Raw genomic sequence first — 25571 nt, 5'->3', positions numbered from 1 at the left:
GTCCGTCGCCCTGGATGTTCCGGGTCAGATCGGCAGTCCGGCGCGCAGGCCCACCGAGATCTGTTCGGCGACATCCGTTTCCGAGAATTCCAGGACGGATTCGACGAGCCCGGCGCGCGGGGCGCCGTCGCGGTAGGCCGCGCGCAGGACGTCGGACACGTCGCGGCGGCGCGCGCGCAAGGCGTCGACCCCGGCGTGGACATCGCCTGCCGGCGCGAGCCCGAGGCGCGTCGCCAGTGCCTCGGTGCGCTCGCAGGTCTGCGCGAGTGCCGCCTGGTCCCAGGCGATCCGCTGGGTGAGGTTGTCGAGCTGCTCGAGCACCGCGGCGAGTTCCTGGCGGGCGGTGCCGTCGGTCAGTGCGGGCGCCACGCGGTGGCCGAGGGTGTCCTTGATCGTGGCCAGCAGGCCGGTCAGGTCGGTCGAGTAGACGGTCATCTCAGTGTCCCCATTCTCCCTCGCGCAGCATGGTGGTCAGCCAGCCGACGCTGTAGTAGACGCTATGGGCCATGTTCGAGTACCGCAGTTCGTCGCGGTCGCCACGCTTGTAGACATCCACGGCCTGCAGGCAGCCCACGGCCGTCTTGACCAGCGATTGCACCGACCACCAGGTGAGCGTTTCGGAGCTCGGCCGCCACCCGCCCGCGCGCTCGTATTCGTCGAGGAACGGCTCGAGCTCGATCAGCTTGCACAGCAGCGGTGAGCGGCCGCGCGAGGTGCGCTGCGCGAACCAGGCGATATCGGCCACCGGATCGGAGAAGTGCGCGGTCTCCCAATCCAGCACGCCGGAGATCGATCCGTCCTCGATCACCAGATTGCCGATCCGGAAATCGTTGTGCACCAGGCTCACCCGGCCGGACACGGTGTCGGCGCGGTGGTCGAGCCACGCGCAGGCCAGGTCGAGCACGGGGATCGGGATGTCGGCCACCTCGCGGTAGGCGCGGGCCCACTTGTCGTTCTCGATCCGGCCGGTGTCGGCGCCGTCGGGCACCGGCCCGAGCATGTCCAGCCCCATCGAGGCCGGATCGGCGCTGTGCAGACGGGCCATCTCCCTGGCGACCTGCCGTCCGAGATCCGCGCGCACGGCGGCGTCGGGGATCAGGCGCGAGACGTTGTGCGGCATCGGGATGATGCCCGGCACCTTCTCCATCACGAAGAATCCGCGCTCACCGTCACGCTCGCCGCGGTGCGCGAGCACGGCGGGCACCCGCATCCCCGCCCGGTCGGCGGCCTGCAGCAAGGCGACCTCGCGGTCCACGTCGTAGTCGTCGATGATGCCGCTGACCGGCTGGCGTTTGACCGCGTAGGTCGCGCTTCGCCGGTCGGCGCCTGCGGTCCACTCGGCCGTGACCAGGTAGGTCTCCCACGAGTTGCCCTCGCCGCGCTGATCGATGTCGATCAGGCCCAGAGTGTTGTTCGCGGACAGAGCGGTGTCCAGCGATGCGGTCAGCTCGGCGAAGAAGTCTTCGGCCTCGCCGGCGGTGGTTCCCCCGCTGTCGGGGGTGCGGTCTGCCTCGGCCACGGTCGTCACGGAAACCTCACTCGTGTCTCGGTCGTCAGAAGATCGTCGGGTTCGGGCCGCCGCCGTCGACGACGAGCCGTTGTCCGGTCACATAGCCGGAGTCCGGCGAGACCAGGAAAGCCACTGTGCCCGCGACGTCCTCGGGACGGCACACCCGCCCGAACGGCGAGTCGGCGTCGAGATCGCCGATGTCGGCGCCACGCGCCGCGGAGACGAGTCGTTTACCCATCTCGGTGGCGATCAGACCGGGGGCGACGATATTGGCGTGGATGCCGTAGCGGCGTTCCTCCCACGCGATGGTCCGCACGCAGGTCTCCATCGCCGCCTTGGCCATGGTGTAGGGCGCGGAGTTCGGCGGGGCCGACGCCGTGGTGTTGGAGGAGATCATCACGATGTCGCCCCGGCCGGCCGCACCGGAGGCGGCCTCGCGCATGTCCGGCAGCAGCTGCTGGATCAGCGCGATCGGGCCGAACGCGTGCACCTGCATGAGCTGCAGATAATCGGCCTGCGGGGTCGAGGCGACGTCCTGGCCGCGGCTGGCCGAACCGGCATTGCTGACGATCAGATCCACCAGGCCGAGATCGGCGCGAATGGCGGTGACCATCTCGGCGACGGCCGCCGCGTCGTCGATCGACGCACGGTAGGCCGCCGCGCGACCGCCCGAGGCCACGATCTGCTCGACCACCTCGTCGGCGGCCGCCGCGTCGCGCCGGTAGTTCACCGCCACCGCGGCGCCGTCGCGGGCCAGCCGCAGCGCGACCGCGCGACCGACGCCGCGCGAGCCGCCGGTGACGAGTGCGGTCCGTCCGACGAGCGGGCCCGCCTGCGATGCGCTGGTCATCCGGCCACCACCGCGCGGCCGACGAGATCGGTCATCACTTCGTTCGCTCCTCCGTAGATGCGCTGGATGCGCGCGTCGCGCCACATCCGTGCGATGGGGTATTCCTCCATGTAGCCGTAGCCGCCGAACAGTTGCAGGCAGCGGTCGAGCACATTCCACTGCAGTTCGGTGGCTTTGTATTTGGCGCCGGCGGCATCGGCGGCGGACAGGACGCCGCGGTTGAGCGCGGTGACGCAGCCGTCGATGTAGTACTGCAGGATCTGGACGTCGGTGTGCATGTCGGCGATGGACATCCGCACCGACTGCAGGTCGGCCAGCGGCGCGCCGAACGCGACGCGCGAGCGCACGTGGTCCAGCGCCAGGCTCAGCCCGTGCGCTGCCGAGGCCACCGCCGAGACCGCGATCGAGAGCCGCTCGCGCGGCAGATTCGCGATCGCGGAGCCGAAGCCGCGCCCCGGTTCGCCGAGGATGTTCGCGACCGGGACCCGGCAGTCGGTGAAGAACAGTTCCGCCGTATCCTGAGCCTTGCGCCCGATCTTGTGCATCGGGTTGCCGCGTTCGAATCCCGGTGTGCCGTATTCGACTCCGACCAGCGAGGTGCCGCGCCCGTCTCGTTCGCCGGTGCGCACGAGCACGATCGCCAGGTCGCAGGTCGCGCCGCTGGTGATGAACGTCTTGGCGCCGTTGATCACCAAGTGGTCGCCGTCGCGGACGGCGCTGGTGCGGATCGAGGCGAGGTCCGAGCCCGCTCCCGGTTCGGTCATCGCCAGGGCGGTGACGCAATCGCCGCGGGTGAATCCCGGCAGCCAGCGCCGCTTCTGCCCGTCGGTGGCCAGGTCGCGCAGGTACGGGACGATGATGTCGTTCTGCATGCTGAACGTGTCGCCGGCCATGCCCGAGCGCACGACCTCCTCGGCCATGACGGCGTTGTAGCGGAAGTCGTCGATGCCCAGGCCGCCGTATTCGGGATCGAATTCGAAACCGAGGAAACCGGATTCGGCCGCGGTGGTGATGAATCCGCGATCGACGGTGCCCGCCTGCTCCCACTTCTCGACGTTCGGCACGGCCTCCCGGTCGAGCAGTGCGCGGAAGGCCGAGCGGAACGCCTCGTGCTCGTCGGTGTACAGCTCTCTGCGCATACTCACCGCTCCGTCAGCGAGGCGGGCGGGGTGAACCGCGCGCCGTACCGGTCGGCCAGTTCCTGGGCGCGCGCCACGAACGCGGCGGTGCCGCCCGGGTAGCCTGCGACGAACTGGCCGGTGCCGCCGGTCCAGGTGGGGAAGCCGATGCCCAGCAGCGAGCCCACATTGGCGTCGGCGGTCGAGCGCAGAATGCCGTCGTCGTGGCAGCGGACGGTTTCGAGCACCTCGGCGAAGAGCAGCCGATCGCGCAGCTCGGTGAGGTCGGCCTGCTGCTCGGTACGCGGGAACTGTTCGGCCAGACCCGACCACAACCCCGCCCGCGTGCCGTCGACGTAGTCGTAGAAGCCGGCGCCGGCGAGGCGGCTGGGCCTGCCCAGTTCCTCGACCATCGTGGTGAGCACCGCATCGCCGGGGTGGGCGGCGAGCTCTCCGCCGTTCTGCTCGGCGACCTCACGGAACTGGCCGCGGATCTTCAACGGCAACGACAGGGTCAGTTCGTCGAGCAGCGCCAGCGTGCCCACCGGGTAGCCGGCCTGCAGCGAGGCCTGCTCAATGGACTGCGGGTGGATGCCCTCGCCCACCATCGCGGCGGCCTCGACCAGGCGCTGCAGGATCACCCGGCTGGTGAAGAAGCCGCGGCCGTCGCCGACGACGATCGGGGTCTTGCGCATCTGCAGCGCGATGTCGAAGGCCTTGGCCAGGGTGACGTCGCTGGTCTTGTCGCCGACGATGATCTCGATCAGTTCCATACGGTCGACCGGCGAGAAGAAGTGCAGGCCGATGAAGTCCTCGGGGCGCGGCAGATCGCGGGCGAGATCGGTGATCGGCAGCGTGGAGGTGTTGGAGGCCAGCACCGCGTCGGGGGCCACCACCTCGAGCACCTCGGCGAAGACCTTGCGCTTGAGATCGGGGTCCTCGAACACGGCCTCGATCACCAGATCGGCGCCGGCGAGATCAGCGACGGACGCGGTAGGGGTGATGAGGTCGAGGATCGCGTCGGCGTCCTCGCGGGTGCGACTGCCCTTCTCGACCTGCTTGCCGAGCACCTTGCGGGCGTAGTCCTTGCCGCGATCGGCGGCGGCGAGATCGACGTCCTTGAGCGCCACCCGGATGCCGACGAGCGCGCACGACAGTGCCACGCCCGCGCCCATCATGCCCGCGCCGAGCACGGCGGCGAAGGTGGCGCGGTGGGTGGGGAAATCCTTCGGCCGGCTCGCGCCGGACTTGATGACCTGCTTGTCGAAGAAGGTGCCCTGGATGATGTTCTTGGCGATCGGGCCGGTGACCAGCTCGACGAAATAGCGGGTCTCGATCGCCGAAGCGGTGTCGAAGTCGACCTGGGTGCCCTCGACGGCCGCGCAGAGGATATTGGCCGGGGCGGGCATGGGCGCGCCCTTGTAACGGTTGCGCAGCGCGGCGGCGCGCACCGGCAGCACGGCCTCGATCGACGGCGTGTTGGCGGTGCCGCCGGGGATCCGCTCGCCGCGGTCCCACGGCTGGGTGGCGCCCGGGTTGGCTGAGATCCATTCCAGCGCTGCGGGAATCAGCGCCTCGGCGTCGGGGACGACGCGGTCGATCAGTCCGAGCGCGAGCGCGTCACCGACACGATAGGCGGTGCCGGGCAGCAGGACCTTGTCCAGGGCGGTGTCCAGGCCGAGCAGGCGGACGGCGCGCACGACGCCGCCACCGCCGGGCAGCAGGCCCAGGGTGACCTCGGGCAGTCCGATCCGGATCGACGGCGCGTCCACGGCGATGCGGTGGTGGCAGGCGAGCGCGATCTCGAGTCCACCGCCGAGCGCGCTGCCGCCCAGTGCGGCGACCACCGGGACGCCGAGGGTCTCGAGCTTGCGCAGCATGGCCTTGGCGCCGTCGGCGAAGGCGGTCAGTTCACCGGCCTGCTCGGTGGTGGTGGCGAGCAGATCACCGAGATCGCCGCCGGCGAAGAAGGTCTTCTTGGCCGAGGTCAGGATCACACCGGCCAGCTCGGAGCCCAGCCCGGCCAGCCGGTCCAGGGCCGCGGCGAAGGAGGCGGACCAGGCCGCGGTCATGGTGTTGACCGATTGGGTGGGGTCGTCGAAAGTCAGGACGACGACGCCGCATTCGGTCTGCTCCCAGGTGATGGTCTCGGTGGTGGTCACGGCGTCGGCCTCGCTCGAAGAGTTGTCGGAATTCTGGTGGGGAGATGTCTGGGTCATCGGTGCGTTCACACCCGCTCGACGATCGTGGCGATGCCCATGCCGCCGCCGACGCACAGCGTGATCAGGCCGCGGCGCTGATCGCGGCGTTCGAGCTCGTCGACGACGGTGGAGATCAGCATGGCGCCGGTCGCGCCGAGCGGATGGCCCATGGCGATCGCGCCGCCGTTGACGTTGAGCTTCTCGTGCGGAATGTCGAGGTCTTTCATGAAGCGCAGGGCGACCGAGGAGAACGCCTCGTTGATCTCGAACAGGTCGATGTCGTCCACGCTCAGGCCCGCGACGTCGAGCGCCTTGCGGCTGGCCGGGGCGGGACCGGTCAGCATGATCGTGGGATCGGCGCCGCTCACCGCGCCCGCGACGATGCGGGCGCGCGGGGTCAGGCCGAGTTCCTTGCCGACCGCCTCGTTGCCGAGCGCCACCAGAGAAGCGCCGTCGACGATGCCCGAGGAGTTACCGCCGGTGTGCACATGATCGATCCGCTCCACCCAGTGGTACTTCTGCAGTGCGACCGCGTCGAATCCGGCCTGCGTGCCCAGCGCGGCGAAGGCGGGCTTGATCTTGCCCAGCGACTCGAGGGTGGTGCCGCGGCGGATGTGCTCGTCGTGGTCGAGGATCGTCTGACCGTTACGGTCCAGCACCGGCACGATCGACCGCGCGAAACGACCCTCGTCCCAGGCGGTCGCGGCGCGCCGCTGCGATTCGACGGCGAACGCGTCGACGTCCTCACGAGTGAAGCCCTCGAGGGTGGCGATCAGGTCGGCGCCGATGCCCTGCGGAACGAATCCGGTGGTCAGGTTGGTCTCCGGGTCGTTGGCCCAGGCACCACCGTCGGAGCCCATCGGCACCCGGGACATGCTCTCCACGCCGCCCGCGAGCACCAGCGACTCCCAGCCCGAGGCCACCTTCTGCGAGGCGGTGTTGACGGCCTCGAGCCCGGAAGCGCAGAACCGGTTCATCTGCACACCGGCCACGGTGTCGGGCAGGCCGGCGGCGAGCGCGGCGGTGCGCGCGATGTCGGCGCCCTGGTCGCGCAGCGGGCTGACCACGCCGAGGATCAGGTCGTCGATACGCTTGGGGTCCAGGCTCGGGTTGCGTTCCTGCAGCGCGCGCAGCAGGCCGACGACGAGCGAGACCGGCTTGACGCCGTGCAGGGATCCGTTCCTGCCGCGACCTCGCGGGGTGCGGAAGGCGTCGTACACGTACACGTCGTGAGGCATTTTGGGTGATCCTGTTCTGGGTGAGGGCCGCGCTCATAGGGCGGGGGTTCGGTCTGCGGCGCCCGCGCCGGGGTGGCGCTCGGTGGGCGGAACAGTCGGCGGGTGAGGCGGTCAGCCGGCGGCCGCGGACGATTCCGCGGTCTGCCAGTAGGCATCGCGCAACGGTTTCTTGTAGAGCTTTCCGGTGGGCAGTCGGGGCATCTCGTCGATGAAGTCGAACGACTTGGGGCACTTGAACTTCGCGAGGTTCCCGCGGCAGAACGCAGCCAGTTCGGCGGCCAGCTCCACACCCGCCACGGCCGGATCGACGGCCTGGATCACGGCCTTCACGGCTTCGCCGAAATCCTCGTCGGGGACGCCGAAGACGGCGGCGTCCATCACCTTCGGATGGGTGACGAGCAGGTTCTCGATCTCCTGCGGGTAGATGTTCACCCCGCCGGAGATGATGACGAACGCCTGACGGTCGGTGAGGTACAGGAATCCGTCCTCGTCGAGATAGCCGATGTCACCGATCTTGGACATCGTCCCGGTGGCGTCCTTGGCCTCGGCGGTCTTGCCCGGGTCGTTGAAGTACTCGAAGCCGCTGCCCGCACCGCGGAACCAGATGGTTCCCGCGACGCCGGGCGGGCACTGGTTGCCGTCCTCGTCGAGGATCACCGGCTCGCCCATGAACGGCCTGCCGACGGTGCCCTTGTGCGCCAGCCATTCTTCGGGCGTGCAGCCGCACATGCCGTTGGCCTCGGTGCCGCCGTAGTACTCGTAGATCACCGGGCCCCACCAGTCGAGCATGGCCTCCTCGACCGCGACGGGACACGGCGCGGCGCCGTGCACCACGACCTCGAGTGAGGAGAGGTCGTGGGCCCGTTTGTCCGCGGGCAGCTTGAGCATGCGGGAGAACATCGTCGGCACCACCATCGAGTGCGTGATGCGGTGCTTTTCGATCAGTTCGAGGTAGAGCTCGGCGTCGAACTTCTCCATCACGACCACCGTGGCGCCCAGGCGCAGGCTGATCGCGACCGTCGACTGCGGTCCGGAGTGGTAGAGCGGTGCGGGCGAGAGGAAGCGCATGCCCTCGCGCAGGTGGAACAGTGTGCGACCGAAGTCCTCGATCGCCAGGATCTCGCCGGGATGCGCGTCGGGCAACAGGCGTTTGATCGCCTTGGGTTTGCCGGTGGTGCCGGAGGAGTAGAACATCGGGGTGCCGAGCCGTTCGCGCTCTCCCGGCTCGGGGCCGAATTCGGCGACCGCCGCGCGGTAGGACTCGTACGGTCCGGTCAGTGCGGGCGAGCCGGGTTCGGCGTCGACCATGAGCCATCGGCTCACCCGCGGACACAGTTCGGGAAACTCTTGCGCGACAGCAGCTTTCGCCACCGTGGTGACGACCAGCCTGGACTGCGAGTCGTCGATGATGTAGGCGGCCTCGGCGGCCGAGAGGAACGAGTTGACCGGGGTGTAGAACAACCCCGACCGTTCGGCCGCCGACATCGCGACGATCATCTCGAGGTGGTTCTCCATGAACAGCGCGATGTGGTCGCCCGGCGCCAGGCCCTCGGCGCGTAACAGCGCGGCCAGCCGGTTGGCCCGTGCGTCGAGGTCCGCATAGGTCAGGACCTCGCCGCCGGGGGCCATGACGATGGCTGGGCGATCGGGATGTTCGACGGCGTGGCGGCCGGGATACATGGGCGTACTCCTCGGGCTGTTCGTTCGGGGTGGCGCGGCGTGAGCGCCTACGGGCGGATCGGCCGCAGGAACTCCGCGACCGCCCAGCCGCCGTGTCCCTCGGCGAGGTCGACGGTCATCTGGCCCATCCGCACGGCGCGGTCCTCGGTGCGCTGGGTGACCGGGACGAAGTGCCGGATGGCGCCGTCGACGAGGATCGTCGGCAGGCCCTCGGCGGTGATGATGCCGACATGGCGTCCCGAGTAGGTGGATTCGCCCGCGTAGTCGGTGTGCACGATGTACTCGGTGATCGGGTGCGCGACACCGTCGGTGGTGAGGACCGCACCGGCGGACACCCGCACCCCGGACTTCTCGTATTCACCGTAGGCGCTGAAGGCGGTGCCGTCGGCGAGCCAGCCCGCCACCCATTCACCGGTGTAGGAGGCCCACTCGCGCGGCCCCCACGAGTGGTCGCGGAAGGAGGTGACCTTGTCGAGCACCCAGGTGCGGCTGCCGACCCGGATGGTGCCCGACAGGTGCCCGAACTGCTCGTAATGGTCGGTGGCGATGGTGGAACTGCCCGGAGTGCAGTCGCCGTCGCCGTCGCTGTTGATCACGAACATCGGGCTCGACGCCTCGTAGGACAGCGAGATCTCGCATTCCTCCGACGGCGCGTTCTTCAACGCGATGCGGCCCTGCTCGGCCATCAACGACGGATGGACCACGCGGGCAACGGTATTGCGGTAGGTGATCTCGGCCTTGCGAGTCGGTTCGGTGAAGATGATCTCGAGGCCCTGACCGGAGAAGTCGTCGTTGGTCTCGCGCGGGGTGCGCCCGGCCCGGAACGCGATAGCCCCACCGGGCAGGGTCAGCTGCACCGAGGTCTCGCTGTAGCCGAGGTTCGGCCGGTTGCCGATCCGGACCAGCCCGCCGAGCTGGGAGACCGGATCGACGAAGTTGAAGTAGACGCTCTCGTTGAAGTTGGGGATGCCCGCGAAGTCGTGGGTGCCCTCCGCGTCGGCGCCGTACTTACAGACGGTGAACGGTTCGTTGGTCATGGTGCTCCTCGGTGCAGCCTTCGGGCCGGGGACGGGCTCAGAACTTTTCGGCCGGAGACGGGTCGAGCGGAGGGAACACCGCGGGGCGGTGCTCGAGGAAGGACATGATGCCTTCGCGCGCGTCCGCCGAATCGACCCTGCTCGCGTACGCGCGGGATTCGTCCGCGGCCGCCGGCCCGGGATGGGTGTACTGCCACGCGGAGGCGAGCAGCCGCTTGGACAGCGCGACCGAGGTCGGCGAGGTGTCACGCACGAACTGGTTCGCGTACTCCCTGGCCACGGTCATTACCTGATCGGCGGGGACCACCCGGGTGAGGTAGCCCGCCTCGTAGGCCTCGGCGGCGTCGAACACGCGACCGGTCAGGATCCAGTCCGTCGCCCGGCCGATCCCGACCAGCCGGGGCAGGAACCACGACGACGCGCCCTCCGGCACCACGCCACGGCGATTGAACACGAAGCCGAACCGAGCCTTCTCGCTGCCGATGCGGATGTCCATCGCCGCGGCGATCGTCGCCCCGCCGCCGATCGCGTGTCCGTTGAAGGCGGCGATCACCGGCTTCTGCATGGCGAACAGACGCTCGCTGATCCGGCCCGCGGGTTCGCGGTAACCGGTCGGCGTGTGCCCGTCGACATCCTCGGTCAGCGCCTTGGACAGCGTCTCCGGGCCGTCCAGCGCCGCGCCCAGGGAGAAGGCCTCCCCGGCGCCGGTCACGATCACCGCGCGCACCGCGGGATCGCGGTCGGCCCGATCGAGTGCGCGCAGCAGATCCACCAGCATCGGGACCCGGAACGCGTTGCGACGCTGCGGGGCGTCGAGGGTCACCACGGCGATGCCCTCGGACGCCTCGTAGCGCACATCCTCGTACTGTTCGGTCACGGCAGGAGTCTCGGTCACAGCCCGCCGCCGCAGACCAGGGTCTGGCCGGTGATGTAGCTCGACTCGGGGCTGCACAGCAGGTAGACCGCGCCCGCGGCCTCCTCGACGGTGCCCGCCCGGCCGAGCGCGATCTGCTTGGTGGCCGCCTCCATCACCGCGGGGTTCACCCCGACCTTGATGTCGCGGTCCTCCACCTTGATGGTCTTCTCCTCGGTGGTCACCGAGGTCAGGCGGGTGTTGATCACGCCGTAGGCCACCGCGTTGACGGTGACGTTGTAGCGCCCCCACTCCTTGGCGAGCGTCTTGGTCAGGCCGATCATGCCGGCCTTGGCCGAGGAGTAGTTCGCCTGGCCGGGGTTGCCCTGCATGCCGGAGGTGGAGGAGATGTTCACAACCTTGCGGCAGGGCACCGAGCCTGCTTCCCGCTCGCGCTTGACCGCCGCGCTGATCACCGGCTGTGCGGCGCGCAGGATGCGGAACGGCGCGGTGAGGTGCACGTCGATGATGTCGTTCCACTGCTGGTCGGTCATCTTCTGAATGACGTTGTCCCAGGTGTAGCCGGCGTTGTTGACGATGATGTCGATGCCGCCGAAGGTGTCCAACGCGGTGGCCACGAAGCGATCGGCGAACTCCGGGTCGGTGACGCTGCCGACGCAGGCCACGGCCTGACCGCCCAGCGCCTCGATCTCGGCGACGACCTCCTTCGCCGGCTCCGGATCGAGATCGTTGATCACAACTTTGGCCCCTTCGGACACCAGCTTCAGCGCGACCGCGCGCCCGATGCCACGGCCCGAGCCGGAAACCAACGCAACCTTGTCCTGCAGTTTCTGCACGCTCACGTGCTGCCTCCTGAGATTTGCCGCCATCGGCCCGACACCGGGGAATCGGCGTCGACCGGCGTGGAATAGTTCGCACCTACAGTCTGTGACTGCGGTCACTGGGGTGAATACTAACTTCAGACTACTTCACCGTCAATGCCGAGTTTTCTCAGGCATGATGCAGCATTTGTTAGTCGTGAATATGTATAGTCCCCTCAGGCCCGACGGTGCGCACACCCCTCGGGCGCGCACTCCCTCGACCCAGACCCCTCGAGCAAGGACGGACCCATGACTAACGTCTGTATCAGCGGCGTCGGAATGATGCCCTTCACAAAGCCCGGAAAAAGCGAGACCTACGAGAAGATGGGCGCCGCGGCGACCATCGCGACCCTGCAGGACGCGGGCATCGACTACAGCGATGTCCAGCAGGCCTACGTCGGCTACGTCTACGGCGACTCCACCTCGGGCCAGAACGCCCTCTACCAGGTGGGCATGACCGGGATTCCGGTGGTCAATGTCAACAACAACTGCTCCACCGGATCGAGCGCCCTATGGCTGGCGCGCCAAGCGGTCGCCTCCGGCACCGCCGACTGCGTGCTCGCCCTCGGCTTCGAGCAGATGCAGCCCGGCGCACTGGTCAACGCCTACGCCGACCGCCCGAGCCCGACCGCGCGCGGCGAGAACATCGCCGCGGCCAGGCCCGGCGGCGACGCACCGGCCCCGAGCGCGGCGAAGATGTTCGGCGGCGCGGGCGTGGAGTACATGTCCCGCTACGGCGTGACCAACGAAGTGTTCGGACGCGTCTCGGTGAAAGCACGCTCGCACGCGGGCCGCAACCCGCTGGCGGTCTTCCGCGACCCCATCGACCTGGACACCGTGATGAACTCCAAGCAGATCTGGGGCCCGCTGACCCTGCTGATGTGCTGCCCGCCCACCAACGGCGCCGCCGCGGCGATCGTGTGCAGCGAGGAGTTCGCCCGCGCCCGCGGCCTGGACGCGAGCATCCGCGTGCGGGCCCAGTCGATGGTCACCGACCTGGCGGGCACCTTCGACACCACCGACATGATGAAAGTCGCCGGCTACGACATGACCGCCAAGGCCGCCGCCGAGGTCTACGAACAGTCCGGCATCGACCCGCTCGACATCCCGGTGGTCGAGCTGCACGACTGCTTCAGCACCAACGAGGTCATCACCTACGAAGGCCTCGGCCTCACCCCCGAGGGCACCGCGGAGAAGTTCGTCCTCGACGGCGACAACACCTACGGCGGCCGCGTCGTGACCAACCCGTCCGGCGGCCTGCTCTCCAAGGGCCACCCCTTGGGCGCCACCGGCCTGGCGCAGTGCGCCGAACTGGTGTGGCAGCTGCGCGGCCAGGCCGGCGATCGCCAGGTCGACGGCGCGCGAATCGCATTGCAGCACAACCTCGGTCTCGGCGGCGCCTGCGTCGTGACCCTGTACGAGAAGGTGGGCTGATGTCCCTCGATCACGCAATCCTCGATGTCGTCACGCCGCCGGTGATCGCCGACATCGAACGCGGCCGAATCAAGCAGTTCGCCATCGCGATCGGCGAGCAGAACCCGATCTACCGCGACCGGGACGCCGCGATCGCGGCGGGCCATCCCGATGTGCTCGCCCCGCCGACCTTCCTGTTCGGCCTCGAACTCGAGAACTCCCCCGTCTTCGACGATCTCGCCGCCCACGGCGTCGACCTCGGCACCGTGCTGCACGGTGAGCAGCGATTCCGCTACTACGCCGACGTCCACGCCGGAGACCGGGTGCAGTTCGACTCCGCCTACGTCGACGCCTACTCCAAAGCTGGTGGCGCGCTCGACTTCCTGGTCCGCCGCACCACGGTGACCAGGGAGGGCGCGGTCGTGGCCGAACTCGAGAGCGTCAGCGTCATCAAGAACCCCGGAGGCACCTCGTGAACTCACCCGCACCCGCCACGACAACGTCTGTTCCGGAACTGCGTCCCGGCGCCGTCTCCCGCACGACGCTGGCCCTCTTCGCCGGCGCCTCGGGCGACCACAACCCGATCCACATCGACATCGACTCGGCACGGGCCTCCGGCATGGACGACGTCTTCGCCCACGGCATGCTGTCGATGGCCTACCTGGGCCGACTGCTCACCGACTGGGTGCCGCAGAGCCGCATCCTCGAACTGTCCACCCGATTCACCGCGATCACACCGGTTCTCGCCGAACCTGTGTTCCGCGCCGAGATCACCGGCATCGAGACCGTCGACGGCGAACAGCGCGCCCATCTCGACCTGACGGCCGAACTCGCGGACGGGACCAAGACGCTGGCCGGAAAAGCAGTTGTGGCGTGGCCAGGAGCATGACATGCCCAAGATGCGAAAATAGCCGCATGATCGCGCCCACAGGGAAGAGCTGACATGTCACGACCGACGGCGACGCCGACGACGAACACTGACACCGACGGGGAATCCGCGAGCCTGCCCACGCGAGGTAGCCAGCGCACCGAGCAGATCGCACGGGCCGCCGCGCGTCTGTTCCAGGACTTGGGGTACCAGAACGTCAGTATCGACCAGATCGGCGCCGCCGTCGGCCTGACCGGGCCCGCGGTCTACCGGCACTTCAAGGGCAAATACAACATCCTGGTGCGCGCGCTGCAAGGCCAGACCGACATGGTGGCCGAACTCGAGAAAACCGCGGACAGGACGGGTTCGACTCCCCGCGAGCAACTCGACCTGTTCCTCGAAGGGCTCAGTGATCTGACGGCCAACGGCGACGAGGCGACCTTGTGGCGGCGTGAGCGTCGGCACCTGCTCCAGGCCGAATACGAGTTGTTCCGCGGCTACTTCACCGCCAACCGCGACTACATCGCCTCGAAGATCACCGCCCTGAATCCGGCCGTAGACGAGCGTAAGGCCGAATTGCTCGGCTTCGCCGTGCTCACCATGTACTCGAACACGCCCGATATCCGCGGCCATCTGTCACCCGAGCGGTTGATGGAAATCCAAGCGGCCCTGGCCGAGACGATCATCGACTGCCCGTTGCCCGACATCGCGCCGGACGCGGTCGCACTGCCTCCCGCCGTGCCACGGCGCCCGGCAGGACGACGCGAGCGCATCATCGAGGCCTCCACCAGGTTGTTCGAGGAGCGCGGCTTCTACGACGTGCGCATCGACGACATCGCCAAGGCCTCGGAGATGTCGGTGGCCACGCTGTACCAGCACGTGACCGGCAAAGGGCAGGTGTTGCGCGCCATCCTGGAGCGAGGCGCCGAAGGGCTGCTCTACATGACCGCCGATGCCCTGGCGCACGCGACCGACGCGCGCGAGGTGCTCGACGCGCTCATCCGCACCTACATCAGACAGGCGCTGGGTGTGCACGGCCGGATCATGCAGATTCTGGCCACGGACCTGCTGTACCTGTCCGACGAGGAACAATCCGCTATGCGCGAGACCCAGCGCGAGTACGTCGCCGAGTGGGTGCAGGCCATCTGCGAACTCGCACCCGCCCTCACGACCGCGGACGCCCGCGCACTCGCCCAGGCGGTGATCGGCGTCGTCACCGACATCTCGCAGCTTCCGCAGTTCCGGCAGCGGCCCGGGATCGCCGAGGAGCTCACCACCCTGGCGACCGCGATGGTGCTGCCGCAGAGCCTCATTCGATGAACATCCACTTTTACCCTCCGATAAGGGGACCCCAGCAATGTCAGAGACAGCACGGCGTCATGCCGTAGTCGTAGGTGGCGCTTCCGGCATCGGCGCCGCGATCGCCCGCGCAGTGGCCGCGGACGGAACGACGGTCACCGTCGCCGACCGCAATGCCGACCAGGCCCGCGCACTCGCCGATGAACTCGGCGCGGGCCATGACTCCGCCCGGGTGGAGATCACCGACGAGGACTCCGTCCGCGAGCTCTTCGAGACGGCACGCTCGGCCCACGGACGGGTCGACATCGCCGTGAACAGCGCCGGCGTCAGCGCGGCGGGCGCGGTCACCGATCTGCCCGTCGAGAAGTTCCGCCGAGTCGTCGATGTGTGCTTGACCGGCGCTTTCCTCGTTGTCAAACATGCGGCCCGCGCCATGGAGGCGGGCGGCGTCATCATCTCGCTGTCCTCGCTCAATGCCCGGCAGCCGGGAACCGGGATGGCGGCCTACTGCTCGGCGAAGGCCGGTCTGGCCATGCTGACCCAGGTCTCCGCGCTCGAACTCGCCCCGCGCGGCATCCGGGTCAACGCCATCGCCCCCGGTATCGTCATGACACCGTTGACCAGCCCCTCGATGAGCGTTCCCGGCCTCGAGGACGATTACATCGCCAACACTCCGCTGGGCAGACCGGGCACCCCGGAGGAAATCGCCGACGCCGCGGTCTACATCGCTCGCGCCGCGTGGCTCACCGGCGAGACCCTCGACATCAACGGCGGCGCACACCTGGTCAAGTACCCGGACCTGCTCACGCATTTCCAGCGCGCACGCGCCTCCGCCTGACAACGCCGCGCCGAGCGCGGTCCGAATCGTACTGAGCTGCCGCCGCAGCGGGCCACCGCTGCGGCGTTTCGATGCTGCGGTGATCGGACGGCCGCGCGATCGAGTGCCTTTCGGACGGCTCAGAGCGTTCGGAGCGACCCTCGGGCAACCGCTGCCCGAGCTGTCGGCATTCCGCTGCGCCACCCACCACCTGAGCCTTGGCGCGGGGCCGGATCGCAGAGGCGACGTGCCACGTACTGTCGCTACGCCCAACGCGTCCACAGCGACAACCAGAAAGCCATAAGTTCATAATCGGCACTAACTCTATCGGCCACGACAGCCGTTTGCCGGGCCCGGAGCAGCTGATCGAAACAGCGAGGAACGGCTACCGAAGGTCGCTCGTTTCACCCAGAATTTCGCTTTCTAACAGCAGTTTTGCGGGCACACATCCGCCACTTCCCGACAGCGCGAGCGGCTGCGAACAAGATTTATCACCAACCCCCATTGACGAGTCGTTTGCGACATGTCACGATATGAGCGCTAACACACTCTGTGCCCTCCGTCACATTCCACCGGATGGGCGAGCTCTCCCGGTTCCCCCGGATCACCGGGAGGCTCTCAGTTCGTCATCGAGCGGCGCCGGCCCCGACGGCCCACGGCACACCGGCCCCAACGAAGGAGCAGTAATGACAACGCAACCCGCCGAAGCAGAGGTCGGCACCGACGACCTCGCCTCGTTCCCGTTCCGTCGCGAGTGCCCGTTCTCGCTGTCGAAGCAGTACGAGACCTACTCCGACGACGCGCTGCGCAAGGTCGACTTCAAGGGCACGCCCGGCTGGCTGGTCACCGGTTACAACAACGTCCGCTCCGTGCTCGCCGATCCGCGCACGAGCGTTCGCGGCATCGACGACTCCTCCCGCGGTGACGCCGGCGACCAGGCCGTGCCCGGCTTCTTCGTCGCCATGGACCCGCCGCAGCACGACGATCTGCGCCGCATCCTGGCCAAGGAGTTCACCCCGCGCCGGATGGCCGCCATGCGCCCGACCATCCAGCGCATCGCCGACGAGCTGATCGACACCATGCTGGCCTCCGAGGGTCCGGTAGACCTGGTGGACGCGCTGGCCCTGCCGCTGCCCTCCCTGGTGATCTGCGAACTGCTCGGCGTCCCCTACGACAAGCACGATTTCTTCCAGGAACGCACCCGGGCCGTGCTGGCCCCGAACAGCACTCCCGAGGACATCGAGGCGGCGATCGGCGCGGTCATGATGTACCTCGCCGAGCTGGTGACCATCAAGCAGGCCGAGCCCGGCGACGACCTGATCAGCCTGCTGGTCAAGCACATCGACTCCGGTGCGCTGACCGTCATCGACGTCGCGGGCATGTCGACCTTCCTGCTGATGGCCGGGCACGAGACGACCGGCAATATGATCGGCCTCGGCCTGTTCTCGCTGTTGGAGCACCCCGACCAGCTTGCCGAGCTGCGCAACGATCTCCAGCTCATGCCGCAGGCGGTCGAGGAACTGCTGCGCCACCTCGACATCATCGGCAACCTGCCCCGGACCGTCACCGAGGACATCGAGATCAACGGCCAGAAGATCGCCAAGGGCGAGCTGGTGATGATGTCCACCGAGGCGGCCAACAAAGACGCCGGCGTCTTCGACGACCCCGAACGCTTCGACATCCACCGCGACGCCAGCCGTCACATGACGTTCGGCCACGGCATCCACACCTGCCTCGGCGCTCCGCTGGCCCGCCTCGAGCTGGACATCGTGTTCACCACGCTGCTCGAGCGGATCCCCACGCTGCGCCTGGCGGTGCCCGCGGCCGAGGTCAAGGTCAAGTTCGCCAGGATCTTCGGACTCGACGAATTGCCCATCACCTGGGATCGCTGACAGTTATCGCTCTCGTGTCCTGATGGAAGGAACGTGTCGTTGACACCTTCGAAAGTCTCGGCAGGTTCGACAGGCGAAGCCGCCGATGATCTGGATGTCGTCGTCGAAAGCATCGAGGATGTCGCAGCCTGCGTCAAAGCGCTGACCCTGCGACCGGTGACCGGCGCCGCGCTGCCCGCATGGCAGCCCGGTTCTCACATCGACGTGTTCCTTCCCTCGGGCGCGGTGCGCCAGTACTCGCTGTGCGGCGATCGCCACGATTCAGATGCGTGGCGGATCGCGGTGCTGCGCGAGCCAGCCGGCAAGGGCCGGGGCGGTTCGGAGTACATCCACACCTCGCTGCGTGCGGGCACGAAGATCCGAGTCGGCGCGCCCCGCGACAACTTCGCCCTGGTCGAGTCGCAGCGGTATCTGTTCATCGCGGGTGGCATCGGGATCACCCCGATCCTGCCGATGATCGCGCACGTCCACGAGCAAGGCGCCATGTGGCGACTGGTCTACGGCGGCCGCACCGCTGACTCCATGGCCTTCCGCGACGAACTCGAGCGATATGGCGATCGCGTCGAGTTCTGGCCCGAAGACCGCGCCGGCCTGATCGATCTGGCCCGCGTTCTCACCGAAACCCCCACGGACACCGCGATCTACAGCTGCGGCCCCACCGGGCTTCTCGAAGCGCTCGAAGAACACTGCCGCGATCGGCCCGCGGGCGCATTGCACACCGAGCGTTTCGTGCCGAAGGCCGACGCCCGCACCGCCACTGACGCGGCCTTCGAAGTCGTTCTGGCCAAACAGGATCGGACGATCACCATTCCGCCGGACAAGAGCATCCTGCACACGCTCGAAGCCGCCGGAGTCGAGGTGCTCTCGTCCTGCCAGCAGGGCATGTGCGGCCGGTGTGAACAGACGGTCCTCGAAGGGAGGCCGGACCACCGGGACGAGGTCCTGACTCCCGAAGAACGCGAAAGCAACGAATACATCCTCATCTGTGTATCCCGGTGCCTGGGCGAGCGCCTGGTCCTGGATCTGTGAACCGACTTCCGAACACATATTTCGACAGGAGAGAACAATGGGTCGCGTAGAAGGCAAGATTGCGATCGTCACCGGTGCGACATTCGTCGAGCAGGGCGGTCTCAACATCGGCGGCGCCACCGCCACGGAACTGGCGGCCGAAGGCGCGCGCGTGGTCGTGGCCGACATCAATATCGAAGGCGCGCAGCGCCTCGCGGACATCCTCAACGAGCGGCACGGCGAGAAGACCGCCCTCGCGTACGGCCTCGATCTGCGCAACGAGAACGAGATCGAGCAGCTGGTGCAGCGGACCGTCGAGTACTTCGGCGCCCCCGGCATCGTGGTCAACAACGCGGGCATCTTCCCCATGGACGACGGTGACGTCGCCACCATGTCCATCGAGACCTGGGACAACGTCCTGGCCGTCAACCTGCGCGCCGCGATGCTGGTAACCAAGCACACCCTGCCCTACCTGCGTGAACACGGTGGCTCGATCATCAACACCGCCTCCACGCATGCCTTCGCCGGCGACAACAGCCTCACCGGTTACGGCGCCACGAAGGCCGCCCTGCTCGCGCTGACCAAGTACACCGCGACCCAGTACGGCAAGGAGGGCGTGCGCTGCAACGCGATCTGCCCCGGCACCACCACCACTCCCCCAGCGCAGGCACTGTCGCAGGAGATCAAGGACATCTACATCCGGCACACGATGAACCCGACGCTCAACGGCCCCACCGAACTGGCCAAGGCGTACCTGTTCCTCGCCTCCGACGACTCGCGCGGCATCAACGGCGAGGTGATCCGGGTCGACGGCGGCCTGCTCGCCCACCAGCCGTTCGTCCCGGACATGCGCAACCTCGGAATGACCACGGCCGAAAGCCAGTGACCCCCGACCTGTCGAACCCCGACCTGCCCTGATCCACTCCACCATCGGTTCGACAGCATCCGCATACGGCCCCGGGGAGCCCCTCCGCTTCTCCGGGGCCGGCCTGCGTTCCGCCCGCACCCGAAAACGTTCCCGCCGAGTGCGATTCGCACGTCGCTACCGAACAGGACACCGAAGATGACGACCTTTCAACCGAACCGGCAGGCCATCACCGCCGGGCGGGGCGTCCCCGCGCACCATCGACGGCCTCACCCGCGCGAGCGGATCCCGGCTGGACCGCAGGCCCAGCGCGGGCCCCGGCCGGACGCCTGGCAGATCGTGGAGTTCGCCGAGGCGTGGTCCCCCTTCGGCGGCCCGCCGGACGAAGAGTTGTTCGTGCAATTCGGCATGAGCCGCTCCCGGTTCGCCGAAGTCCTCGCCGAGTCGGTCGAGCAGATCACCCGCCAATTACGCCCGGGACAACGCCGTTTCTCGGATCGTGGACAGCGCCTCCGATAATCGGCAGTCATGAGGTGCAGTCACGATCGGTAACCCTGTCTACTCGTGGACTGGGGTATTCGATCTCCTCGGAGACAGTTCTGGCCGATCGAGGTGAAAATTCCTCGGGACACCGCCGGCACGTTCGAGCCGCAGATCGTCCGCAAACGCCAGCGGCGGCTGACCGGGGTGGATGAGATGGTGCTGTCGCTGTCGGCCAAGGGCCTGACCCACGGTGAGATCAGCGCGCACCTTGCCGAGGTCTATGGCGCCGAGGTGTCACAGCAGACGATCTCGGTCATCACCGACAAGGTGATCGACGGGATGGCCGACTGGGGAGAACCGGCCCCTGGACCGCGTCTACCCGATCCTGTTCGTGGATGCCATCAAGGTGAAGATCCCGGGTCTGGCGCAGACTTCGTGATCTTGCAACTGCGGCCGGAATTCGCACTGCGGCCACCAGCCCCGCTTCGGATGCCGGACCACGTCTCGTTGATGTCGTCGCGCGCCCATTCGACGATGTCACCGTCGGCGCGGACGTCACCGGTGAGCCAGAACGCTTCGTCGGGTGCCCATCCCGCGATCACCGACGCCGCGTCACCGTCGACATCGATAGCGATGCCCGCAGCCGCGAGATAGCCGGCAACGGTGAGGTGCACTCCCCCGTACTCCTCGGCTACGGCATGCCAGTCGGGCAGAACCCACCGTCCGTCGCGGCCCGTGGTGCGGTACCAGTCGTGGCGTTTCTGCGCCGTGACCTCGAGCGGGAACCGCTGACACAGATGCGCCCAGGCGGCAGCGCCGTCGATTTCGAACGTATCGATGTCTGCCGGGATGATCTGTCGCCGAGCCCAGGCACGATTCTCACCCGCGGAGTCTTCGACGAACCACAGGGACGCGGGCGAACCGTCATCGAGTGTCCGCGTGGAGCACGGAACACCGAGCGGCGACGACCACCACACGCCGGAGTAGGCGGCTGTCGGATCGGTGGGGCGTTCTCGCGCCGCGCGTTTCTCCTCTGCAACGACCCGGTCCAGCCATGTGGTGAGCACTTTCCCGACCGAAGGAACGCTGTCGTGTCGCTTGCCCCATCTCAGGGACCACTGCTCGTCGCGAACAACGCCGGTGGTCCACCACCGAGCGTGCTCCGACGCACTGAGGTGTTCGGCGACGCGTCGCAGTTCTGGAAGCATCGGGTCCGTCATGGCGAGAACATCTTCGCCTTCGGGCTCCTGCCAGTACCGGGCGGAATCTGTGGTCGCCGCGAGCGCGGTATGCAGGTCCTTTTTCGTCACATCGGGCAGCGGCACGTCCGCCAGCAGTCGCGCCACGTGTTCGGGGGCAACGCGCGGAAGGGGCTGGTCGGCGCCGGGTCCGTAGCTGACGCATGCGACTCCGCTTCCCGCGTCGAGTTGGTGAGCGGCGTAGAACACTCCGGAGCAGAAGGAGTCCTGCGTGTGTTCGACGCGCACACGCTCGTCGGCGAGGCGCGCGTACTCGAGGAGAAGACGACGACCCCGTGGGCCCGCCAGCAGTGCCTCGGTGAGCGTCGCCGGAGTTTCCCCTGCCACCATGAATCCAGTAGATCACTACCGCTGCGGCGACTTCGATCGAACGGCTGTTCCGCCGCGCCTATCCGGATCGATGCGGGTTGAGCTTTGTTGCGCCACTTGATGATTGACGATTCGAGCGGTGGTTCGACTGCGTGAACGCGAGGTGCGTTTCGGGCTCGGCAGCCGGATCAACGACGGGAACGATCCGTTCGGCAATCTCTTCCTGCAAACCCTGGCGATGGTCGCCGAATTCGAAGCCAACCTCGGCCACTGACGAACCCGCGAAGACATGGCCGAGGCGCGAGCGAAGGGCCGACCAGGCCGGCGAAATACGCCCCCGTCCGGCCTCGTGACGCTCGAACACGTAACGGCCGTCGTGATGTGAACGTGATCTGGAGTACAAAACCGCAAACTGTGAGCGGCGACATAGTTTAGGAAAGTCCCCTCGGTCAGACGCCTGAAAATGTGGTAACCAACCATCGCGCGGCTCCGCTTCCGACGTCTCGTCGTTGTCGGAGTGATGCCGGAGCGTTATCGTATGGATATACGTTCGGCTACCTGGTCCGAATGTGCCTTGCGAATCGTAATTCGCACCTCCCAATTGAAACCGCCGCCAAATTCTAGCCGCGCCTTCGGCGTGAGGAACCGGTCGGCGGACTGATCGCGGTAGGACGCGCGCCCGACTCCGGTCGAGGCGCGGCACAGCGCAGCGCCCGCAGCATCGCGACAGTTCGGTCGTTCCGGGTCAGGCCATCCCCACAGCACTCCGTGCAGAGGCGAGTTCATTCGGACCCGCCCGGCTGCTCGCTGCCCGCTGTGTGCCCGAACAGTCGAGAACAGGAATCAGACCGCATGTCCGCAACATCCACACGCCGCAGATCCATGACCTCGATCGTCCGCACCGCCGGTGCCGTGTCGCTGGCCGCCACCGCGGCAGCGACCATCATCGCCACGGCCGGCGGTGGCCAGTCGTCCACAGCACAGGCGATCGATATCAAGGCGCTCGCGACTACCGTCGCCGCAGCCGGCGCGCCCGGAGCAGCTCAGGCACCCGGCCCGGCCCCTCAGCCCGCCTCGGCCCCGGCCCCTCCGCCCATCGCGGCCCCCGCGGCGCTGCCCGGCGCCGATCAGGCGAATGTCACCACCTGGCTACCGGACATCAACAGCGCGATGCAGTCGGCCGGTATCGACACACCGCAGCGTGCCGCCGCTTTCCTCGCCCAGGTCGGACAGGAGACCGCCGGTTTCGCCACGTTGACCGAATACAGCGACGGTAGCGACTACAACGGACGGGCAGATCTCGGCAACACCCAACCGGGCGACGGCCCCAGGTACAAAGGGCGCGGTGGCCTCCAACTCACCGGACGCCACAACTACGAACGCGCAAGCCAGGCGCTCGGTGTCGACTTCGTCAATCACCCCGAGCTTGTGGCGGATCCGAAGTACGCGTTCGCCACCGCCGCGTGGTACTGGAACACCCACAACCTCAACGCCGCCGCCGACAACGCGCACCCCCAGGACCCCGCGAGCATCGATCCCGTCTCACGCATCATCAACGGCGGTTCCAACGGAAGAGACGTCCGGCGTGAACACTTCATCCAGGCATGCCAAATCCTGAAATGCCCGTAAGCCGCGCAGGCTCGCCGCTGATCGGAATGTCTCGCTCGGTGATCCGGAAACGGGTTGCGCAGTGCGCACCAGGGGTCGCGGCGCCTATCCCGACCACTGCCGCGTAACCGAGGCGTCGTCGGACACGTGTAGCGCCAGCTCGGCCGCCACCGTTTCGCCGATCGCCGTACGCCGGGCCGACCGCCGGGCAGCGTCGGGCTCCGTGGCGGTGGCCAGGCGATCCAGGGTAGGCAACGCATGCCAGCTGTAACACAGCGACAGAATCGTCAGAAGTAGTTCTCTCGCAGCGGATTCCGGAAGCTCCGGCACGGCGTCGCGGATACTTCGAAGCTTGCCCAGCATGCTCTCGCGCCGCTCGGATTCGGCCACCGGTGCCCCCAATTCCAGACTCTCCCAGAACAGCAGGCGCGCCAATGCGGGCTTGTCGCAGAGGTGATCGAAGAACCGCTCGGCATAACCGATCACCGCAGCGGTTCCCTCCCCTTCGACCTGAACCGCCTCACCGAGTTCGCCGATTTCCCGGGCGATCACGATGGCGAAGAGCTGATCCTTGGTGCCGAAATACTTGTAGATCCGCTCCTTGTTGACCCCCGCAGCGGCCGCGATGCGGTCCACGCGCGCACCTGCCAGCCCGCGCTCACCGAATTCCGCCACTGCGGCGTCCAGCAGCAATCGTCGGGTGCGTTCGGTGTCCCAGGCCATGCGGCCAGACTAGCAAATTCTCCAACTAAACAGTTGCAGAATTTCTCCCGGAGGTGTCTACTCACATCTACAACCATCTAGTTGGAGTCTTGAGGAGTCACTGTGAGCACCACCGTTCCCGCCCCATCCGTGCACGTCCGCGCCGCCGTCACCTGGCTCGCGATCTTCCCTATGGTCGCCCTCGGAATGACCGCGATGGCACCGTTCACGGCCGGCTGGCATCCCGTGCTGCGCGCACTCGTACTCACCGCGTTCGTGGTTCCGGCCGCGGTGTACGTCGTCGTCCCCCGTCTGCTCGGCGTCCTCGCCCGACATGTTCACCGGTGACACGCGGGCATGTGCGGAATGGCGTCGATGTCCCGGCTCACCCCGATGAGGGCCGCACACCAGCGCGAGGCACGCAATGCGTGAATTCGACACTCCCGACGCCATTTTCACCGTCATCGACGTGAGAGGGCACGCGTGGGTCCGGATTCTCGCGGCGGCGCTCCTGAGATGCTGGCGGACTGGGCCGGCGCAGTCGGTTGGGTCAGACCGTCAGCGGAAGAGGCGGAAGAAGCCGCGCACCTGCTCGACCAGCGACTTCGGCTGCTCCAGCGCGGCGAAGTGGCCACCTCGCGGCAGTTCCTCGAACCAGCGCAGGTCGGTGAACCGCAGCTCGGCCTCCCGCCGCGACGGGCGGGTTATGTCGCGCGGGTAGACCGATAACCCGGACGGCGCGGTGACTTTGTCGCGAAAAGCGGCGAAGCTCTCCCAATACAGGCGGGCCGACGACGTGGCCGACGCGGTGAACCAATAAACCGAGATCTCATCGAGGATCTGCTGGCGCGACAACGCGTCCTCGGGATGACCATTGTTGTCCGTCCAGGCCCAGAACTTCTCGGCGATCCACGTGGCCTGGCCCGCCGGGGAGTCGGTGAGGCCGTAGCCGAGCGTCTGCGGCCGCGTCGCCTGAATCGCCGAGTATCCCCGGCCGGTGCGTCGGAACTCCTTGGCGGCCTTCAGGTTCGCCAGCTCCGCGGGCGTCGGATCGTCGAACGTGCCCGCCGCCACGGACCCCATGTTCAGGTGCACGCCGGCGACCCGCTCGGGCGCCACCTCGCCCAGCGCGCCGGACACCGCCGAACCCCAATCACCGCCCTGCGCGCCGTACCGCTCGTAACCCAGCGAGACCATCAACGTGTCCCAGGCCCGCGCGGTGCGATCTACGCCCCACCCGGTCGTCGACGGCTTGTCACTCCAGCCGTATCCGGGCAACGACGGCGCGACGACGTGGAACGCGTCCGCCGGGTCCGCACCGTGCGCGCGCGGGTCGGTCAGCGGGCCCAGGATCTCCAGGAATTCGAGCACCGAACCCGGCCACCCGTGCGTGAGCACCAGCGGGAACGCATCCGGCTCCGGCGAGCGGACGTGCAGGAAGTGGATGCCCAGCCCGTCGATCGTGTCGCGATACTGCGGGAACACGTTCAGCCGCTCGGCGAACCCGAAGTCGTAGTCCTCGGCCCAGCTACGGCACAGCTCCTGCGCATAAGACAGCGGCAAACCCTGCGACCAGTCGTCCACCGGCTCGGCCTCGGGCCACCGCGTCCTTCGCAATCGTTCACGCAAATCCGCGATCTCGGCTTCGGTGATTCCGACTTCGAACGGCTCGGCGGTCAC

At 67.8% G+C, this 25571-nt stretch carries 25 protein-coding genes and 1 pseudogene; 13 read left to right on the top strand and 13 right to left on the bottom strand.

Annotated features, from left to right (window positions below; genetic code table 11):
- Positions 1-24 precede the first annotated feature (24 nt).
- The 10 genes from A5780_RS05545 to A5780_RS05500 all read right to left on the bottom strand — a co-directional run bounded on the left by A5780_RS05545 (position 25) and on the right by A5780_RS05500 (position 11377).
- On the bottom strand, positions 25-435 hold the full coding sequence (locus tag A5780_RS05545) for a hypothetical protein (protein WP_064907896.1): 411 nt from the start codon (positions 433-435) through the stop codon (positions 25-27).
- 1 nt (position 436) lies between these two features.
- A complete protein-coding gene (locus A5780_RS05540; protein WP_082976293.1) occupies positions 437-1528 on the bottom strand; it encodes a phosphotransferase family protein in 1092 nt (363 codons plus the stop codon).
- Between the two features lie 25 nt (positions 1529-1553).
- Positions 1554-2360, bottom strand: a complete 807-nt coding sequence (locus tag A5780_RS05535; RefSeq protein WP_064907895.1) for an SDR family NAD(P)-dependent oxidoreductase — start codon at positions 2358-2360, stop codon at positions 1554-1556.
- Entirely contained in the window at positions 2357-3499 is a 1143-nt protein-coding gene (locus tag A5780_RS05530) for an acyl-CoA dehydrogenase family protein (protein ID WP_064907894.1), read from the bottom strand. The genes A5780_RS05535 and A5780_RS05530 overlap by 4 nt, the downstream gene beginning before the upstream one ends.
- Before the next feature lie 2 nt (positions 3500-3501).
- Positions 3502-5640, bottom strand: a complete 2139-nt coding sequence (locus A5780_RS05525) for a 3-hydroxyacyl-CoA dehydrogenase NAD-binding domain-containing protein (RefSeq protein ID WP_064907977.1) — start codon at positions 5638-5640, stop codon at positions 3502-3504.
- Between the two features lie 65 nt (positions 5641-5705).
- On the bottom strand, positions 5706-6917 hold the full coding sequence (locus A5780_RS05520; RefSeq protein WP_064907893.1) for an acetyl-CoA C-acetyltransferase: 1212 nt from the start codon (positions 6915-6917) through the stop codon (positions 5706-5708).
- A gap of 111 nt (positions 6918-7028) precedes the next feature.
- Entirely contained in the window at positions 7029-8597 is a 1569-nt protein-coding gene (locus A5780_RS05515; protein ID WP_064907892.1) for an AMP-binding protein, read from the bottom strand.
- Between the two features lie 47 nt (positions 8598-8644).
- Positions 8645-9634: a hypothetical protein gene (locus A5780_RS05510; RefSeq protein ID WP_064903316.1), complete on the bottom strand. Its 990-nt coding sequence runs from the start codon at positions 9632-9634 to the stop codon at positions 8645-8647.
- A gap of 37 nt (positions 9635-9671) precedes the next feature.
- Positions 9672-10511 carry an enoyl-CoA hydratase-related protein gene (locus A5780_RS05505; protein WP_156769369.1) on the bottom strand — a complete coding sequence of 280 codons (840 nt, stop codon included), beginning with the start codon at positions 10509-10511 and terminating at the stop codon, positions 9672-9674.
- A gap of 14 nt (positions 10512-10525) precedes the next feature.
- A complete protein-coding gene (locus tag A5780_RS05500) occupies positions 10526-11377 on the bottom strand; it encodes an SDR family NAD(P)-dependent oxidoreductase (RefSeq protein ID WP_369829510.1) in 852 nt (283 codons plus the stop codon).
- 240 nt (positions 11378-11617) lie between these two features.
- Here A5780_RS05500 and A5780_RS05495 point away from each other — a divergent pair, with 240 nt between their 5' ends.
- From A5780_RS05495 to A5780_RS38865, 10 genes and pseudogenes are all read left to right on the top strand, one after another.
- Positions 11618-12802: a lipid-transfer protein gene (locus A5780_RS05495; protein ID WP_064907889.1), complete on the top strand. Its 1185-nt coding sequence runs from the start codon at positions 11618-11620 to the stop codon at positions 12800-12802.
- The gene (locus tag A5780_RS05490) at positions 12802-13257 is read left to right on the top strand and encodes a MaoC family dehydratase N-terminal domain-containing protein (protein WP_064907888.1); all 456 of its coding nucleotides are present in this window, start codon (positions 12802-12804) and stop codon (positions 13255-13257) included. Before A5780_RS05495 ends, A5780_RS05490 begins: the two co-directional genes overlap by 1 nt.
- Positions 13254-13670 (top strand): MaoC/PaaZ C-terminal domain-containing protein, encoded by a 417-nt coding sequence (locus tag A5780_RS05485; RefSeq protein ID WP_064903306.1) that lies wholly within the window; start codon positions 13254-13256, stop codon positions 13668-13670. Before A5780_RS05490 ends, A5780_RS05485 begins: the two co-directional genes overlap by 4 nt.
- A 54-nt stretch (positions 13671-13724) precedes the next feature.
- Positions 13725-14969 carry a TetR/AcrR family transcriptional regulator gene (locus A5780_RS05480; protein ID WP_082940619.1) on the top strand — a complete coding sequence of 415 codons (1245 nt, stop codon included), beginning with the start codon at positions 13725-13727 and terminating at the stop codon, positions 14967-14969.
- A gap of 37 nt (positions 14970-15006) precedes the next feature.
- Positions 15007-15786, top strand: coding sequence for an SDR family NAD(P)-dependent oxidoreductase (locus A5780_RS05475; protein WP_064903304.1), 780 nt, complete (start codon positions 15007-15009; stop codon positions 15784-15786).
- A 665-nt stretch (positions 15787-16451) separates the two neighbouring features.
- The gene (locus A5780_RS05470; protein WP_064907887.1) at positions 16452-17657 is read left to right on the top strand and encodes a cytochrome P450; all 1206 of its coding nucleotides are present in this window, start codon (positions 16452-16454) and stop codon (positions 17655-17657) included.
- Positions 17658-17696: 39 nt separating this feature from the next.
- Positions 17697-18686 (top strand): PDR/VanB family oxidoreductase, encoded by a 990-nt coding sequence (locus tag A5780_RS05465; protein WP_064907976.1) that lies wholly within the window; start codon positions 17697-17699, stop codon positions 18684-18686.
- 37 nt (positions 18687-18723) lie between these two features.
- Entirely contained in the window at positions 18724-19551 is an 828-nt protein-coding gene (locus A5780_RS05460) for an SDR family NAD(P)-dependent oxidoreductase (protein ID WP_064907881.1), read from the top strand.
- Between the two features lie 177 nt (positions 19552-19728).
- A complete protein-coding gene (locus A5780_RS05455; protein WP_064903297.1) occupies positions 19729-20049 on the top strand; it encodes a hypothetical protein in 321 nt (106 codons plus the stop codon).
- Positions 20050-20133: 84 nt separating this feature from the next.
- A pseudogene (locus A5780_RS38865) lies at positions 20134-20428 on the top strand (transposase); the annotation flags it as partial.
- On the opposite strand, the gene A5780_RS05450 reads toward A5780_RS38865, so the two are convergent.
- Entirely contained in the window at positions 20415-21602 is a 1188-nt protein-coding gene (locus A5780_RS05450) for a hypothetical protein (RefSeq protein WP_231982858.1), read from the bottom strand. The pseudogene A5780_RS38865 and the gene A5780_RS05450 sit on opposite strands and share 14 nt — an antisense overlap.
- Positions 21603-21720: 118 nt before the next feature.
- Between A5780_RS05450 and A5780_RS38860 the strand changes: the two genes are divergently transcribed.
- Both A5780_RS38860 and A5780_RS05445 read left to right on the top strand, forming a co-directional pair.
- Positions 21721-21855, top strand: a complete 135-nt coding sequence (locus A5780_RS38860; RefSeq protein ID WP_227462991.1) for a recombinase family protein — start codon at positions 21721-21723, stop codon at positions 21853-21855.
- A gap of 578 nt (positions 21856-22433) precedes the next feature.
- Entirely contained in the window at positions 22434-23210 is a 777-nt protein-coding gene (locus A5780_RS05445; protein ID WP_064907879.1) for a glycoside hydrolase family 19 protein, read from the top strand.
- An 84-nt stretch (positions 23211-23294) separates the two neighbouring features.
- On the opposite strand, the gene A5780_RS05440 is transcribed toward A5780_RS05445, so the two are convergent.
- Positions 23295-23912 carry a TetR/AcrR family transcriptional regulator gene (locus A5780_RS05440; protein ID WP_064907873.1) on the bottom strand — a complete coding sequence of 206 codons (618 nt, stop codon included), beginning with the start codon at positions 23910-23912 and terminating at the stop codon, positions 23295-23297.
- 102 nt (positions 23913-24014) lie between these two features.
- On the opposite strand from A5780_RS05440, the gene A5780_RS05435 reads away from it, so the two are divergent.
- Positions 24015-24239 (top strand): hypothetical protein, encoded by a 225-nt coding sequence (locus tag A5780_RS05435; RefSeq protein WP_036525741.1) that lies wholly within the window; start codon positions 24015-24017, stop codon positions 24237-24239.
- Positions 24240-24449: 210 nt separating this feature from the next.
- Here the strand turns inward: A5780_RS05435 and A5780_RS05430 are convergent, their stop codons facing one another.
- Positions 24450-25571 (bottom strand): epoxide hydrolase family protein, encoded by a 1122-nt coding sequence (locus A5780_RS05430; RefSeq protein WP_064907871.1) that lies wholly within the window; start codon positions 25569-25571, stop codon positions 24450-24452.

The sequence above is a fragment of the Nocardia sp. 852002-20019_SCH5090214 genome (genome assembly GCF_001665865.1).
Classification (GTDB): domain Bacteria; phylum Actinomycetota; class Actinomycetes; order Mycobacteriales; family Mycobacteriaceae; genus Nocardia; species Nocardia nova.
The sequence above is the reverse complement of the archived record's forward strand: the minus strand, read 5'-3'. Positions and strand labels throughout refer to the sequence as shown.

Coding starts and splice junctions, on each gene's coding strand:
- A5780_RS05545 (WP_064907896.1), bottom strand. CDS start 435: ATGACCGTCTACTCGACCGACCTGACCGGCCTGCTGGCCACGATCAAG.
- A5780_RS05535 (WP_064907895.1), bottom strand. CDS start 2,360: ATGACCAGCGCATCGCAGGCGGGCCCGCTCGTCGGACGGACCGCACTC.
- A5780_RS05530 (WP_064907894.1), bottom strand. CDS start 3,499: ATGCGCAGAGAGCTGTACACCGACGAGCACGAGGCGTTCCGCTCGGCC.
- A5780_RS05520 (WP_064907893.1), bottom strand. CDS start 6,917: ATGCCTCACGACGTGTACGTGTACGACGCCTTCCGCACCCCGCGAGGT.
- A5780_RS05515 (WP_064907892.1), bottom strand. CDS start 8,597: ATGTATCCCGGCCGCCACGCCGTCGAACATCCCGATCGCCCAGCCATC.
- A5780_RS05510 (WP_064903316.1), bottom strand. CDS start 9,634: ATGACCAACGAACCGTTCACCGTCTGTAAGTACGGCGCCGACGCGGAG.
- A5780_RS05500 (WP_369829510.1), bottom strand. CDS start 11,377: ATGGCGGCAAATCTCAGGAGGCAGCACGTGAGCGTGCAGAAACTGCAG.
- A5780_RS05495 (WP_064907889.1), top strand. CDS start 11,618: ATGACTAACGTCTGTATCAGCGGCGTCGGAATGATGCCCTTCACAAAG.
- A5780_RS05490 (WP_064907888.1), top strand. CDS start 12,802: ATGTCCCTCGATCACGCAATCCTCGATGTCGTCACGCCGCCGGTGATC.
- A5780_RS05480 (WP_082940619.1), top strand. CDS start 13,725: ATGTCACGACCGACGGCGACGCCGACGACGAACACTGACACCGACGGG.
- A5780_RS05475 (WP_064903304.1), top strand. CDS start 15,007: ATGTCAGAGACAGCACGGCGTCATGCCGTAGTCGTAGGTGGCGCTTCC.
- A5780_RS05470 (WP_064907887.1), top strand. CDS start 16,452: ATGACAACGCAACCCGCCGAAGCAGAGGTCGGCACCGACGACCTCGCC.
- A5780_RS05460 (WP_064907881.1), top strand. CDS start 18,724: ATGGGTCGCGTAGAAGGCAAGATTGCGATCGTCACCGGTGCGACATTC.
- A5780_RS05455 (WP_064903297.1), top strand. CDS start 19,729: ATGACGACCTTTCAACCGAACCGGCAGGCCATCACCGCCGGGCGGGGC.
- A5780_RS05450 (WP_231982858.1), bottom strand. CDS start 21,602: ATGGTGGCAGGGGAAACTCCGGCGACGCTCACCGAGGCACTGCTGGCG.
- A5780_RS05445 (WP_064907879.1), top strand. CDS start 22,434: ATGTCCGCAACATCCACACGCCGCAGATCCATGACCTCGATCGTCCGC.
- A5780_RS05440 (WP_064907873.1), bottom strand. CDS start 23,912: ATGGCCTGGGACACCGAACGCACCCGACGATTGCTGCTGGACGCCGCA.